Here is a 12,817-nt window from a genome sequence, read left to right as displayed (position 1 = left end):
GTCACATCTCCCGTTCTACACGCCATCCCAATACATCCCATTTCGGACACGCCGCCCGCAATCCAGGACCGGTCCAGCTTACGTTGTACAACGCCGGGCCGAGCTCCCGGGGGCTCGCGTCGTCTCGGGATGTCGCACCCGTCGCCCGCCGCGCACGCCCGCGCACCGCGGCCCGCCACGCGCCGCCCGCCGTCCGCACCCGCCGCGCACCGTCCGCCTTCCGCTCCCCACCGCACGACGAGGCCCCCGACGCACACGGTGCGTCGGGGGCCCGCCGTGAGAGCCAGGCCGGGGTGCCGTCCCCTAGCGGCCGGTCTCCTTCTCGTAGGCGCGCACGACCTCTTCGGTCGGGCCGTCCATCAGGAGCTCGCCCTTCTCCAGCCACAGCACGCGGTCGCAGGTGTCGCGGATCGACTTGTTGCTGTGGCTGACCAGGAACACGGTGCCGGCTTCCTTGCGCAGTTCGCGGATCCGCTCCTCGGAGCGGATCTGGAACTTGCGGTCACCGGTGGCCAGCGCCTCGTCGATCATCAGCACGTCGTGGTTCTTGGCGGCCGCGATGGAGAACCTCAGGCGCGCCGCCATGCCGGAGGAGTAGGTGCGCATCGGGAGGGAGATGAAGTCGCCCTTCTCGTTGATGCCCGAGAAGTCGACGATCTCCTGGTACCGGCCGCGGACCTCCTCGCGGGACATGCCCATGGCCAGGCCGCCGAGCATCACGTTGCGCTCACCGGTGAGGTCGTTCATCAGCGCGGCGTTCACACCGAGCAGCGAGGGCTGCCCGTCGGTGTAGACACTGCCCGACTCGGTCGGCAGCAGGCCGGCGATGGCCCGCAGCAGGGTCGACTTGCCGGAGCCGTTGCTGCCGATGAGGCCGATGGCCTCGCCCCGGTAGGCGGTGAAGGTGACGCCGCGGACGGCGTGCACCCGGCGCACACCGGGCTGCTCGCCCTTGCGCCGGAGTATCCGGCTCATCGCCGACGTGGCACTGCCCTTGCCACCGCCACCGGCGTTGACCCGGTAGACGATGTGCACGTCGTCGGCGATGACCGTGGGGATGAGTCCCTGGGAAATGTCAGCCACGGCCGTACCGCTCCTCTGCCTTCCAGAAGTAGATGAATCCGCCGATGCCGATCACCACGGCCCAGCCGACGGCGAAGGCCCAGACGTGCGGCGGCAGGTTGTTCGCGCCGTAGTCGTCGATCAGCGAGAACCGGATGAGGTCCATGTAGATCGACGCCGGGTTCCAGAGCAGCACGTCGCTGATCCAGGCCGGCTTGTCCTTGAGGTACGCCGCGATCGGGAACATCACGCCGGAGGCGTACATCCAGGTGCGCGTGATGAACGGCATCAGCTGCGCCAGGTCGGGGGTCTTCGCGCCCATCCGCGCGAAGACCATCGCCAGGCCGGTGTTGAAGACGAACTGCAGGGCCAGCGTCGGGACCACCAGCAGCCAGGACGCCTTCGGGTAGTTGCCGAAGGCGATCGCGATGACGAACACGACGACCATCGAGTACATCAGCTGCTGGAGCTGCTGCAGCGAGAACGAGATGGGCAGGGTGGCCCGGGGGAAGTGCAGGGCCCGGACCAGGCCCAGGTTGCCGGAGATCGCCCGGACACCGGCCATCAGCGAGCTCTGGGTGAAGGTGAAGACGAAGATGCCCATCATCAGGAACGGGATGTACGTGTCCTTGGGCATCTCCTTGCCCGCGCCGAGGATCACGCCGAAGATCAGCCAGTACACGACCGCGTTCAGCAGCGGCGTCGCCACCTGCCAGACCTGGCCGAGCTTGGCCTGGCTGTACTGGGCCATCAGCTTGGCCCGCGAGAAGGCCAGGATGAAGTGGCGCCGGCCCCAGATCTGCCGCACGTACTCGGCAAGCCCGGGCCGGGCCCCGCTCACCGAGAGCCCGTACTTGGCAGCGAGCTGCGAGGGGGTCAGCCCCGCATCGGCGGACGGCGGCGTGCTCGTGGCGAGGGCGCCGTCGTGGGTTGTGTCACTCACAAGTTGAAACTTTCGTCTTCAAGATGCGGCAGGTGTGGGCGTCGGGCTCAGGGCACCGGGTTCCGGGTACGACGTGCCATGGTCCCGGAGTGACCATGGTCGCAGAGCCGCCCCGCGTCAGACGACGGGCGGTCGTCCCAGCCGGGTCAGCAGCCATACGGTGCGCCACCTGATCGGCTTCCGGGGCCCCGAGGGAGTCTGCCACCCCTCCTTGAATCCCGCGAACCACGCGGACAGGGCGGGCTTGGACGGACGGCGGGCCAGGGTGAGCAGCACCCACACCCCGAGGTAGACGGGGACCAGCGCCAGGGGCAGGTTCCGCCGGGCCAGCCACACCCGGTTCCGGGCCACCAGCCGGTGGTACTGGGCGTGCCGGGAGGGCGACGTGGCCGGGTGCAGCAGCACCATGTCGGCCCGGTAGTCCACCATCCAGCCCGCGTCCAGGGCCCGCCAGGCCAGGTCCGTCTCCTCGTGGGCGTAGAAGAAGTCGTCGGGCAGGCCGCCGATCTCCTGGAACACCTTGGTGCGGACGATGTTGGCGCCGCCCAGGAAGGTGGTCACCCGCGAGGAGCGCATCGGGTCGGAGGAGCCCAGCCGCGGCACGTGCCGGCGCTGGGTGGTGCCGGTCTCCGGATCGGCGATCCGGAAGCTGATGATCCCGAGCCGCGGGTCCTCGGTGAGCGCCTGCCGGCACAGCTCCGCGGTGTCGGTGCGCTCCAGCAGGCCGTCGTCGTCGAGGAACATCAGGGCGTCCACGTCGCGGCCGCCGGGGCCGAACGCCTCGATGCCCTTGTTGCGGCCGCCGGGGATGCCGAGGTTCTCGGGGAGCTCGACGGTGCGGACCCCGTCCGGCAGCCCCTCCACCTTCACGCCCTGGCAGACCACGACCACCTCGACGGGGTCGCCGTCCTGCCGGGCCACCGAGTCCAGGAGTGCCTTGAGCTCGTCGGGCCGGGTCCCCATGGTGATGATCACCGCGCCGATGCGCAGCGGGGCGGTCACCGCAGCCTGCTGGAGGCGAGGACGGACACCAGGTGCAGCACGGTCTGCAGCATCGCGATGGCGGCCAGCACGGCGACGCCGAGCCGGGACCAGTAGAGGTCGCCCTGGACCTGGTCCAGCACGGCCAGCACCACGATCAGCAGGGACGCCTCGATGCCGAGGATCAGCCGGTGGAACTTGAGCGCGGCGGCGGCCCTGCGGGCGAGCGCCACACCGGAGGAGCGGGGCTCGGCGGCGGCCTCCTGGACCGGGGCCATCCCGGCCTGGTGGCGGGCGACGCCGACCAGGTCGGTCTCGGCCTTGATCAGGATCGCGCCGAGGGCGGCCAGGGTGCCCAGGAAGGCCCACAGCCAGTCGATCCGGCCGCCGCCCCACAGGTCCGCGGCGCGCAGGCCGAAGCCGACCAGGACGGCCGCGTCGCACAGGTAGGCGCCGACCCGGTCCAGGTAGACCCCGGACAGCGAGTACTGCTTCTTCCAGCGGGCGAGCTCACCGTCGACGCAGTCGAGCAGCAGGTAGAGCTGGACGAAGACGACGCCCAGGACGGCGCCCCAGATCCCGGGGATCAGCAGGGCCGGGGCGGCCAGCACGCCGCACAGCGTCATCAGGTACGTCAGCTGGTTCGGCGTGACCGAGGTGTTCGCCAGCAGTCGGGTGATGCGCAGGGAGACCTCGCGCATGTACAGGCGGCCGCCCCAGTGCTCTCCGCTGCGCCGGTCCTTCACGCCCGCCGGATGGACGACCGGGCGGAGCTCAGCTACGGATGGTTTTGGCATAGTCGGCGTACGCGTCCCTGATGTCGGCTTCGGACAGGTTGAGGTGCTCCAGGACGGTGAACCGTCCCGGGCGGGTCTGCGGGGCGTATTCGACGGCCGCGACGAACTCGTCCACGCTGAACCCGATCTCCTCGGGCAGCACGGGCAGTCCGTGCCGGCGCAGCACCTCCACGAAGAGCCCGGACTGGTCCCGGGCCCCGCGCAGGTGCATCGCGAAGGCGGCGCCGAGGCCCACCTGCTCGCCGTGGAGCGCGGAGCGTCCCGGGTAGAGCAGGTCGAAGGCGTGGCTGATCTCGTGGCAGGCGCCGGACGAGGGCCGGGTGTCCCCGCTGATCGACATGGCGATGCCGGAGAGGACCAGGGCTTCGGAGAGCACCGTGAGGAACTCGTCGTCGCCGCAGCCGCCGGGGTGGCGCAGCACGGACTCGCCGGCGCTGCGGGCCATGGCGGCGGCCAGGCCGTCCACGGCCTCGCCGGTGATCTTGTGGGAGAGCTCCCAGTCGGCGATCGCCGAGATGTTGGAGATCGCGTCCCCGATGCCGGCCCGGATGAAGCGGGAGGGGGCCTCCCGGATCACGTCGAGGTCGATCACCATGGCGATCGGGGTGGGGACTCCGTAGGAACCGCGCCCGTTGTCGTTGTCCAGGATGGACACCGGGGAGCAGATCCCGTCGTGCGAGAGGTTGGTGGCGATCGCCACCATCGGCAGCCCGACCCGCGCCGCGGCGTACTTCGCCACGTCGATGATCTTGCCGCCGCCCAGACCCACCACGGCGTCGTAGCGGCGGCCCTTTATGTCGTCGGCGAGCTTGACCGCCGAGTCGATGGTGCCGTCGGCGACCGGGAACCAGTCGGCGTACGGCAGGGCCGGGGCCAGCCGGGCGCGGAGCGCCCGGCCGGAACCGCCGCTGATCGCGATCGCCAGCTTGCCGGAGGCGGAGATCCGCTGGTCGGCGAGGATGCCGTCCAGCTTCTCCATCGCCCCGTTGCTGATGTCGACGACGACCGGGGAGGGAATGAGCCTCGTCAGTACTGGCATGCGATCGTCCGGCCCTTGGCGAGGTCGTCGTGGTTGTCGATCTCGACCCACTTGACGTCGCCGATGGGGGCCACGTCGACGGTGAAGCCGCGGTTGACCAGCTCCTGGTACCCGTCCTCGTAGTAGAGGTCGGGGTCGCGCTCGAAGGTCGCCTTCAGGGCGTCCGCCAGCTCCTCGGCGGCCTCCGGCTCGATCAGGGTGACGCCGATGTACTCGCCGGTCGCGTCGGCCGGGTCCATGAGCTTGGTGATCCGGCGCACGCCGGCCTCGGAACCGCTGCCGTCGGCCGTGATGACCTTCATCTCCTCGTCGGCCAGCTGCTTGACCGTGTCGAGGGCGAGGATGATCTTCTGGCCGTTGCCGCGGGCGGCGAGCAGCGTCTTCTCGACGGAGACCGGGTGGACGGTGTCGCCGTTGGCGAGGATCACACCCTGCTTGAGCACCTCACGGGCGCACCACAGGGAGTAGGCGTTGTTCCACTCCTCGGCCTTGTCGTTGTCGATCAGCGTGAGCTTGAGGCCGTACTTGGCCTCCAGCGCGGCCTTGCGCTCGTACACGGCCTCCTTGCGGTAGCCGACGACGATCGCGGCCTCGGTGAGACCGACCTCGGCGAAGTTGCCCAGGGTGAGGTCGAGGACCGTGAGGCTCTCCTCGTCCCCTTCGGGGCCGACGGGCACGAGGGCCTTGGGCAGGGTGTCGGTGTACGGACGCAGACGGCGTCCGGCACCGGCAGCGAGGACAAGGCCGATCATGCTGGTTCTCCTTCGTCATGTACGGCGGGTGCTCCGGAGGACACCCAGAAGCGGATGCTCTCCACGAGCACCACGAGGGCCACGAACACGGCGAGGGCCGTGAGCGCGACCGGGAAGTCCGCGCGCGCCAGGACGACGGACAGGACCACGGCCACCAGGACCCGGCCTTCGTGACCGCCGGTGATCCGCACCAGCCAGTGCGGGGGCGCGCCGGTGCCGCCGCGGATGCGGTACACCGTGTCGTAGTGATGGTAGGCGACGGCCGCCACCAGCCCGAAAGCCGCCGGAAGGGCTCCGTTCACGTCCGCCTTGACCGCCAGGACCAGCATCGTGGTGTATTCGGCGGCCCGGAACAGCGGCGGGATCAGCCAGTCGAGGGCGCCCTTGAGGGGGCGGGCCACGGCCTCTCCGGCCGCGACGGCGTAGAGCACGGCGACGGCGATCAGCACCGGGTCGCCGAAGGGCCGGGACAGGGCCAGGCCGATCATGGCGACGGCGGCGACACCGGCGACGAGCACCGAGGTCGCGGCGGGCTTGCGGGCCTTCAGCAGACGCCGCGGGAGCTCGGCCAGCGGGCCGGAGTCGGTGAGGTCGTAGAGGGCCTGAGCGGCCCGGTCGGTGCGCCGCGCCTTGCGGGTCAGCGAGCGGAGCACGCGCCCGGCGGTGGTGTAGAGCGCGCCGAAGGCGCAGCCGACCAGCAGGGCGTAGAAGACGATCCGCGGGGTGGTCGCCGCGGTGAGCACCGCGATCATGGCCCAGCGCTCGCCGATCGGCAGGATGATCATGCGGCGGGCCCAGACCGTCCAGCCGACGCTGTCGAGGCGGTCGGAGAGGGCCGCGGTGGGGCTCGTGTTGGCGGTGGCGTCGTGGTTGGCCTCGTTGAAGGCGAAGTCCACCACGTGCCGGCAGGTCATCAGGATCATTGCGCCGAGCGCGAGCGCCCAGACGTCGTCGCCGTTGCGGGCGGCGCCCAGCGCCAGACCGGCGTAGAAGGAGTACTCCTTGGCCCGGTCGAAGGTGGCGTCCAGCCAGGCGCCCAGCGTCGAGTACTGCAGGGAGTAGCGGGCGAGCTGCCCGTCGGTGCAGTCCAGGACGAAGGAGACGAGCAGCAGCAGGCCGGCCGCCACGTAGCCCCAGCGGTCGCCGGTGGCCGCGCAGCCCGCCGCGATCAGCGCGGTGAGCAGCGAGGCGGTGGTGACCTGGTTGGGGGTCAGGCCGCGGCGCGCGCACCAGCGGGCGATGTAGCGCGAGTACGGGCTGATGAAGAAGGTGGTGAAGAACCCGTCGCGGGACTTCACGGCGGAGCGCAGCCGGACCGCCTCGTCGTCCACCGCGGCGACCGCCGCGGCGGCGTCGGCGCGCTCGGCCGGGGTCGCGGGCACGGTGGCGACCAGGCTGCCGAGCTCGGGCCGCTGCACCGCGGTGCCGTCCGCCTCCAGGACGTCGGCCAGCCGGCCGGCGTACGGGCCGTCCTCGGCGGGGGCGGCGGCGGGGACGGTGACACGGCTCACGGCCCGGGTGAGGGCGGCGCGGGCGGCGGGCTGCACGGAGAGCGCGCCGGGGACGGCGCAGGCGTCGAAGCGCGGGTCGGTGAGGGCCAGCCGCAGCGCGTGCAGGTGTCCGACGAAGGCGCTGTCCACCACGGCCACCCGCCGGCCGGCGGGTACGGCGGCCAGGGCGGCGGCGGCTTCGGCCGGGTCGGCGACCGCGACCGTCTCGAAGCCGAGGGTGCGGAGGTCGCCTTCGAGCGGTGATCCGGGGACCGGGGGACCGGTGAGGATGGCGGTCGGCGACGAACTCACTCCTTGGAACGGGCGCCTCCTGGGGCGCAGCACGTCGGCAGAGGCTATCGGATGAATGGAAGCCGGGGTTCACCCCCTGTTCACACCCCAACCGTCCGCCGCTTGATCATCATTGATGATCCGGGCTCCGGGCCACAAACCGGCCGAATGTTAGGGTGGGCGCAGACGCGTACGAGCCACGTAAACGCGTCCAAGGCCGACACGGGCGCGCGAGCGTGCCCGAACGATCCGGAAAAGAGGTGGGGTTGATGACCGTCGCAGTGATCGCTGCCGTGTGCGGCGAGATCCGGCACATCCCCGACTTCCTCCGGGCGTCCGGCCGGGCCTGACCGGGAACGGTTCCCCACCGCCCCTCCCGCATCCGCCCCGTCGGCCGGAGCCCCCGTTCAAGGGTTCACGTTGACCGACCACAACTCTCTTCAGGATCTTCACGATCCGCACGCCTCCCGTGAGGCGTTCTTCACGCTGCACCGCGACCTGCCCCGGCAGGGCCCCGGTTCCGACACGACCACCCGCGCTCTGCTCTCCCTGGCCGGGCCGCTCCCGGAGCGGCCCCGGATCCTGGACCTCGGCTGCGGCCCCGGCCGCAGCGCCCTGCTGCTCGCCGCCGAGGCGGGCGGCGCCGGCCTCGCCGAGGTGACCGCCGTCGACCCGGACGCGGGGTTCCTCGACGAGCTCCGGACAACCGCCGAATCCCGCGGCCTGGCCGACCGGGTCCGTCCCGTCCGCGCCGGCCTGGGGGCGCCCCCCTTCCCCGACGGGTCCTTCGACCTGGTCTGGGCGGAGGGCTCCGCCTCCGCGATCGGCTTCGACACCGCGCTGGCCGCATGGCGGCGGCTGCTCGCCCCCGGCGGCACCCTGGTGCTGACCGCGTGCGAGTGGACCGTGGCCACGCCCTCCGCCGCCGTCCGCGCGCTCCGGGACCGGCACCACTCCCTGCGCACCGGCGCCGGGAACCTGGCTGCCGCCCAGGCGGCCGGGTACCGGGTGCTCGGGGTGGTCCCCCAGCCCGCCTCCGACCGGGACGAGTACCACCGCCCGCCGGCCGCCCGCGCCGCCGCGGCGGGCCCCGGTGCTCCCGGGACGGCGGCCGCTCTGTCCGCCACCCGCGAGGAGATCGCCGTACCGGAGCGGCACGGCCACGAGTACGGGTACACCGGCTACGTGCTGCGCCCCGCCACCGCCGGGACGGGTGCGGCGGCCCGGTCCTGGCCGGCCCGGCCGGAGACCCCGGCCGACACCGGCGCCGTACGGGCGGTCAACCTGGCCGCCTTCGGCTCGCCGCTGGAGGCGGACCTGGTGGACGCGCTGCGCGCCGACCCGTCCTGGCTGCCCGGGCTGTCGTTCGTGGCCGAGGGCCCGGACGGCACGGTCGCGGCGCACGCCCTGCTGACCCGCTGCACGGTCGACGGGGTGCCGGCGCTGGCGCTGGCCCCGGTGGCCGCCGACCCGGCGGTGCAGCGCTCGGGGGCGGGCAGTTCCGTCGTACGGGCGCTGCTGGAGGCGGCGCGGGAACGCGGCGAGGGGCTGGTGCTGGTGCTCGGCCACCCGGAGTACTACCCGAGGTTCGGTTTCGTGCCGGCCTCGCGGTACGGGATCCGGGCGCCCTTCGAGGTGCCGGACGAGGCGCTGATGGCGCTGGTCCTGGACGGCTCCGCGGCCGTCCCGGCGGGCACGATCGCGTATCCGGCGCCGTTCGGCGTCTGATCCCGGCCTGATCCGCAAGGCCCCGTCGGCCGCCCGTCCGCCGCCCGTCCGTGCCGCATAGCATGCGGCGGGCGGCGGACATGCGCGGATGGACGAAGTGCGGACAAGCCCCTTTTGTGCGGCAGACTGAAGGCCGTATTCCGAAGCGAAGGATGGTTATGCCGATCACACCAGCCACCGCCGCGCATCCCGCGTCCAACGGCACCGCCCCGCAGGAACCGATCATGCTCGAACTGGTCGACGAGGCAGGCAACACCATCGGCACCGCGGAGAAGCTCGCCGCACACCAGGCTCCCGGGCAGCTGCACCGCGCCTTCTCGGTCTTCCTCTTCGACGAGCAGGGGCGGCTGCTGCTCCAGCAGCGCGCCCTGGGGAAGTACCACTCCCCCGGCGTCTGGTCGAACACCTGCTGCGGGCACCCCTACCCCGGGGAGTCCCCGTTCGCCGCCGCGGCCCGGCGGACGTACGAGGAGCTGGGGCTGTCGCCCTCGCTGCTGGCGGAGGCGGGCACGGTCCGCTACAACCACCCGGACCCGGCGTCGGGCCTGGTGGAGCAGGAGTTCAACCACCTTTTCGTGGGACTCGCGCAGGCCGTGGTGCGGCCCGACCCGGAGGAAGTCGGCGACACCGTCTTCGTCACGGCGGACGAGCTCGCCAAGCGGCACGCGGAGCAGCCGTTCTCGGCCTGGTTCATGACCGTGCTGGACGCGGCCCGGCCGGCGATCCGTGAGCTGACCGGGGACGCCGCGGGCTGGTAGGACGCGGGCCGGCAGCGGTTCGCCGTGAGCCGGACGCCGGGTGCGGACGGGGCCGGACACCGGGTGCGGACGGGGCCGTGGCCGTACGCCGGTCAGCGCGGGGCGGGGACCAGCGGCAGGGCCGCCCAGATCACCTTGCCGCCGCCGGCCGTGTGCTCGACGTCGCAGACCCCGCCGGCCTCCCGGGTGGTCTCCCGCACCAGCAGCAGGCCCCGGCCGCCGGTCTGGCCGAAATCCGCCTCCAGGGCCTTGGGCCGGTACGGGTGGTTGTCCTCGACGGCCACCCGTACCCATTCCCGGCCGATGGCCACCTCGACCGCGACCTCGGGCGAGAGCAGGGCCGCGTGCCGCACCGAGTTGGTGACCAGCTCGGAGACGATCAGCAGCAGGGTGTAGACCAGGTCCCGGTCGGCCGGGACGCCCTGCCGGCCCAACAGGTCGCGGACGGCCCGACGGGCCTGCGGAACGGATTCTTCAACCGCTGGGGCGGTGAACCTCCACACGCCTTCGTACCGGGCCGGCGGCGCCGAACCGCTGACGTCCGCGTCCATCTTCCGGCCCCCGTCTTCGCGCTCGATCGTCTCCACGCGTCAAGGGTGGGGAATGCGCTGGTCCGGACCGGACCGCTGACCACAACTCGGCGTCATTCGGGCACTTTCTGACCGCTGGTTTATGACAGCGTCAGTTGTTGGACCGATCCTGATCTTCCGTCGGACGCATTCCGGCCCCGGCCGCGGTGGCCCGCCCATCGCCCGCGGACCCCGCGGGGGCCGTCTCCGCCTCGCTGACCAGGCCCAGGATGCGCCGCGCCCCGATGCCCAGGGTGACGAGGGCCAGTCCGTCGAAGAGCAGGGCGAGCGAGAAGAACGCGCCGACCACGTAGAGGCTGCTGCCGGGCCACTCCCACAGGATCAGGAGGCCGAGCAGCACACCGAAGGCGCCCTGCGCCAGCGTCAGCCCGAGATCGGGGCCCCGCACGACCACGGCGCCGGCCAGCCGGAACAGCCCGCCGATCAGGAAGAACAGCGCGGCGAACATGGTGAGCGCCTCGGCGCTCGCCTCGGGGCGGGCCAGGATCACCAGACCGGCCGCGATGTTGATCGCGGCGATGATGACGGCGAGCCAGAAGGAGTTGGTCCTGCGGGACTGGAACGCCTGCAGCAGCCCGACCGCACCACCGATCAGCAGCAGCCAGCCGAAGAGGAACATGGTGGTCAGGGTGGCGAGGCCGACGTAGACGAGGCCGACCAGACCGGCCAGCACGAGGACCACGCCGAGCACGGCCAGCCATCCGTACCGGCGGCTGAGCTTGTCCCTGCCCTGCTTCCCGGGCCCGCCGTTTCCGCCGGTCGGCTCCGTTCCACCGGTCCGGTCTGCGCTCATGGGCGTGCACCTCCAGCACCCCCACCGGCATCCCCCGGACGATCCCTTTGATCATAGGATTCGCGGCATGGACGCGCAGCTGCTGACCTCCGTCGCCGACGGGGTCGCCACGGTCACCATCTCCCACCCGGCCCGGCGCAACGCCATGACCGCGGCCATGTGGCGGGCGCTGCCGGAGGTGCTGGACGGGTTCGCCGGTGACCCGGCCGTCCGGGTGGTGGTGCTGACCGGGGCCGGGGGCACCTTCTGCGCGGGGGCCGACATCACCTCGCTGACCGGCGACGAGGACCCCAAGCCGCTGGCGCTCGCCGCGGAGGAGGCCCTGGCGGCGTTCCCCAAGCCGACGCTGGCCGCCGTACGCGGGCACTGCGTGGGCGGCGGCACCCAGCTGGCCGCGGCCTGCGACCTGCGGTTCGCGGCGGAGGGGGCGCTGTTCGGGGTGACCCCGGCCCGGCTCGGCATCGTCTACCCGTCGGCCTCGACCCGGCGGCTGGCCCGGCTGGTGGGCCCGGCCGCCGCCAAGTACCTGCTGTTCTCGGCGGAACTGATCGACGCGGAGCGGGCGCTGCGGACCGGCCTGGTGGACGAGGTGCACCCCGCCGACGGACTGGACGGGCGGGTCGCGGAGTTCGCCGCGGTGCTGGCCTCGCGCTCGCTGCTCACCCAGGCGGCGGCGAAGGAGTTCGCGGACGGCCGCACGGACCGGGACGCGTACTGGGCGGCGCAGATGGAGGGGAGCGGCGACCACGCCGAGGGGGTCGCCGCGTTCCTGGAGCGCCGGGCCCCGGTCTTCACCTGGGCCGGGGACACGGCACCCGGTCCGGGGCCTACTCGAGGATGAAACGGCTCTTGGCCCGCCACTCCTCCACGAGGTCGGCCGGGGCCTTCTGCGGCGAGCCCGCGTCGTAGGGCGGCTGCGGGTCGTACTCGGTGAGCAGCTGCACGCTCTGGGCGGCGCGTTCCCCGGCGATCCGCCCGACCAGGGTGAGCCCCATGTCGATGCCGGAGGAGACGCCGGCGGCGGTGACGTACTTGCCGTCGGTCACGACCCGCTCCCCCGTCGGCTCGGCCCCGTACTTCCGCAGCTGCTCCAGGGCCAGCCAGTGGCTGGTCGCCCGGCGGCCCTCCAGGAGCCCGGCCGCGGCCAGCAGCAGGGAGCCGGTGCAGACGGATGTGGTCCAGGTGGAGGTCACGTCCACCGTGCGCAGCCAGTCCAACAGGACGGCGTTCCCCATGAGGTCGCTCTGCCCGGGGCCTCCGGGCACGACGAGGACGTCGGGGCGGGTGACCTCGTCCAGCCCCTTGTCGGCGACCATCGCGAGCGCACCGGAGTCGTTGCGCACGGGCCCGGGGCGCTCGGCGACGAACACGGTCTCGGCGCCGGGGATGCGACCGAGGGTGTCGAAGGGGCCGATGGCGTCGAGCGAGGTGAAGCGGTCGTAGAGCAGGATGGCGATCTGCATGGTCTCCTCCAGGGTTGTGGGCTTGTGCTCGGTGAGTGGGACGGGTGCCCGGTGGGCAGGGCGGTGCCCGGTGAGCGGGACGGTGGCGCGTGCCGGTGAGTGACGTGTACTCGGTGGGTGGCGCTTACCC

13 protein-coding genes are annotated in these 12,817 nt (G+C 72.3%); 3 read left to right on the top strand and 10 right to left on the bottom strand.

Going from position 1 to position 12,817, the window contains the following annotated elements:
* Positions 1-303 precede the first annotated feature (303 nt).
* From AB0O36_RS02415 to AB0O36_RS02385, 7 genes are all read right to left on the bottom strand, one after another.
* Entirely contained in the window at positions 304-1,083 is a 780-nt protein-coding gene (locus AB0O36_RS02415; protein ID WP_365102894.1) for an ABC transporter ATP-binding protein, read from the bottom strand.
* Positions 1,076-2,005 (bottom strand): ABC transporter permease, encoded by a 930-nt coding sequence (locus AB0O36_RS02410; RefSeq protein WP_365102891.1) that lies wholly within the window; start codon positions 2,003-2,005, stop codon positions 1,076-1,078. Before AB0O36_RS02410 ends, AB0O36_RS02415 begins: the two co-directional genes overlap by 8 nt.
* A gap of 117 nt (positions 2,006-2,122) precedes the next feature.
* On the bottom strand, positions 2,123-3,007 hold the full coding sequence (locus tag AB0O36_RS02405; protein ID WP_365102888.1) for a glycosyltransferase: 885 nt from the start codon (positions 3,005-3,007) through the stop codon (positions 2,123-2,125).
* The gene (locus tag AB0O36_RS02400; protein ID WP_365102886.1) at positions 3,004-3,783 is read right to left on the bottom strand and encodes a CDP-alcohol phosphatidyltransferase family protein; all 780 of its coding nucleotides are present in this window, start codon (positions 3,781-3,783) and stop codon (positions 3,004-3,006) included. The genes AB0O36_RS02405 and AB0O36_RS02400 overlap by 4 nt, the downstream gene beginning before the upstream one ends.
* Positions 3,761-4,822 (bottom strand): iron-containing alcohol dehydrogenase family protein, encoded by a 1,062-nt coding sequence (locus AB0O36_RS02395; RefSeq protein WP_365102884.1) that lies wholly within the window; start codon positions 4,820-4,822, stop codon positions 3,761-3,763. The genes AB0O36_RS02400 and AB0O36_RS02395 overlap by 23 nt, the downstream gene beginning before the upstream one ends.
* Entirely contained in the window at positions 4,810-5,574 is a 765-nt protein-coding gene (locus tag AB0O36_RS02390) for a phosphocholine cytidylyltransferase family protein (RefSeq protein ID WP_365102881.1), read from the bottom strand. The genes AB0O36_RS02395 and AB0O36_RS02390 overlap by 13 nt, the downstream gene beginning before the upstream one ends.
* Positions 5,571-7,376 (bottom strand): DUF5941 domain-containing protein, encoded by a 1,806-nt coding sequence (locus tag AB0O36_RS02385; RefSeq protein ID WP_365102878.1) that lies wholly within the window; start codon positions 7,374-7,376, stop codon positions 5,571-5,573. The genes AB0O36_RS02390 and AB0O36_RS02385 overlap by 4 nt, the downstream gene beginning before the upstream one ends.
* Before the next feature lie 399 nt (positions 7,377-7,775).
* On the opposite strand from AB0O36_RS02385, the gene AB0O36_RS02380 reads away from it, so the two are divergent.
* Both AB0O36_RS02380 and idi read left to right on the top strand, forming a co-directional pair.
* On the top strand, positions 7,776-9,083 hold the full coding sequence (locus AB0O36_RS02380; RefSeq protein ID WP_365102875.1) for a bifunctional class I SAM-dependent methyltransferase/N-acetyltransferase: 1,308 nt from the start codon (positions 7,776-7,778) through the stop codon (positions 9,081-9,083).
* A gap of 158 nt (positions 9,084-9,241) precedes the next feature.
* Entirely contained in the window at positions 9,242-9,841 is a 600-nt protein-coding gene (gene idi / locus AB0O36_RS02375; protein ID WP_365102873.1) for an isopentenyl-diphosphate Delta-isomerase, read from the top strand.
* A 92-nt stretch (positions 9,842-9,933) separates the two neighbouring features.
* On the opposite strand, the gene AB0O36_RS02370 is transcribed toward idi, so the two are convergent.
* Both AB0O36_RS02370 and AB0O36_RS02365 read right to left on the bottom strand, forming a co-directional pair.
* Positions 9,934-10,428, bottom strand: a complete 495-nt coding sequence (locus AB0O36_RS02370) for an ATP-binding protein (RefSeq protein WP_365102870.1) — start codon at positions 10,426-10,428, stop codon at positions 9,934-9,936.
* 94 nt (positions 10,429-10,522) lie between these two features.
* The gene (locus AB0O36_RS02365; protein WP_365102867.1) at positions 10,523-11,224 is read right to left on the bottom strand and encodes a DUF308 domain-containing protein; all 702 of its coding nucleotides are present in this window, start codon (positions 11,222-11,224) and stop codon (positions 10,523-10,525) included.
* Positions 11,225-11,291: 67 nt separating this feature from the next.
* On the opposite strand from AB0O36_RS02365, the gene AB0O36_RS02360 reads away from it, so the two are divergent.
* Entirely contained in the window at positions 11,292-12,065 is a 774-nt protein-coding gene (locus AB0O36_RS02360) for an enoyl-CoA hydratase/isomerase family protein (RefSeq protein ID WP_365102865.1), read from the top strand.
* Here AB0O36_RS02360 and AB0O36_RS02355 read toward each other — a convergent pair.
* Positions 12,052-12,687, bottom strand: a complete 636-nt coding sequence (locus AB0O36_RS02355; RefSeq protein WP_365102862.1) for a DJ-1/PfpI family protein — start codon at positions 12,685-12,687, stop codon at positions 12,052-12,054. The genes AB0O36_RS02360 and AB0O36_RS02355 overlap by 14 nt on opposite strands.
* Positions 12,688-12,817 lie beyond the last annotated feature (130 nt).

The organism is Streptomyces sp. NPDC089799, assembly GCF_040684755.1.
GTDB lineage: Bacteria > Actinomycetota > Actinomycetes > Streptomycetales > Streptomycetaceae > Streptomyces.
The sequence above is the reverse complement of the archived record's forward strand: the minus strand, read 5'-3'. Positions and strand labels throughout refer to the sequence as shown.

What these genes read in the sequence shown, in the direction of transcription:
- AB0O36_RS02400 (WP_365102886.1), bottom strand. Translation starts at nt 3,783, where the DNA reads ATGCCAAAACCATCCGTAGCTGAGCTCCGCCCGGTCGTCCATCCGGCG.
- AB0O36_RS02395 (WP_365102884.1), bottom strand. Translation starts at nt 4,822, where the DNA reads ATGCCAGTACTGACGAGGCTCATTCCCTCCCCGGTCGTCGTCGACATC.
- AB0O36_RS02390 (WP_365102881.1), bottom strand. Translation starts at nt 5,574, where the DNA reads ATGATCGGCCTTGTCCTCGCTGCCGGTGCCGGACGCCGTCTGCGTCCG.
- idi (WP_365102873.1), top strand. Translation starts at nt 9,242, where the DNA reads ATGCCGATCACACCAGCCACCGCCGCGCATCCCGCGTCCAACGGCACC.
- AB0O36_RS02365 (WP_365102867.1), bottom strand. Translation starts at nt 11,224, where the DNA reads ATGAGCGCAGACCGGACCGGTGGAACGGAGCCGACCGGCGGAAACGGC.
- AB0O36_RS02360 (WP_365102865.1), top strand. Translation starts at nt 11,292, where the DNA reads ATGGACGCGCAGCTGCTGACCTCCGTCGCCGACGGGGTCGCCACGGTC.
- AB0O36_RS02355 (WP_365102862.1), bottom strand. Translation starts at nt 12,687, where the DNA reads ATGCAGATCGCCATCCTGCTCTACGACCGCTTCACCTCGCTCGACGCC.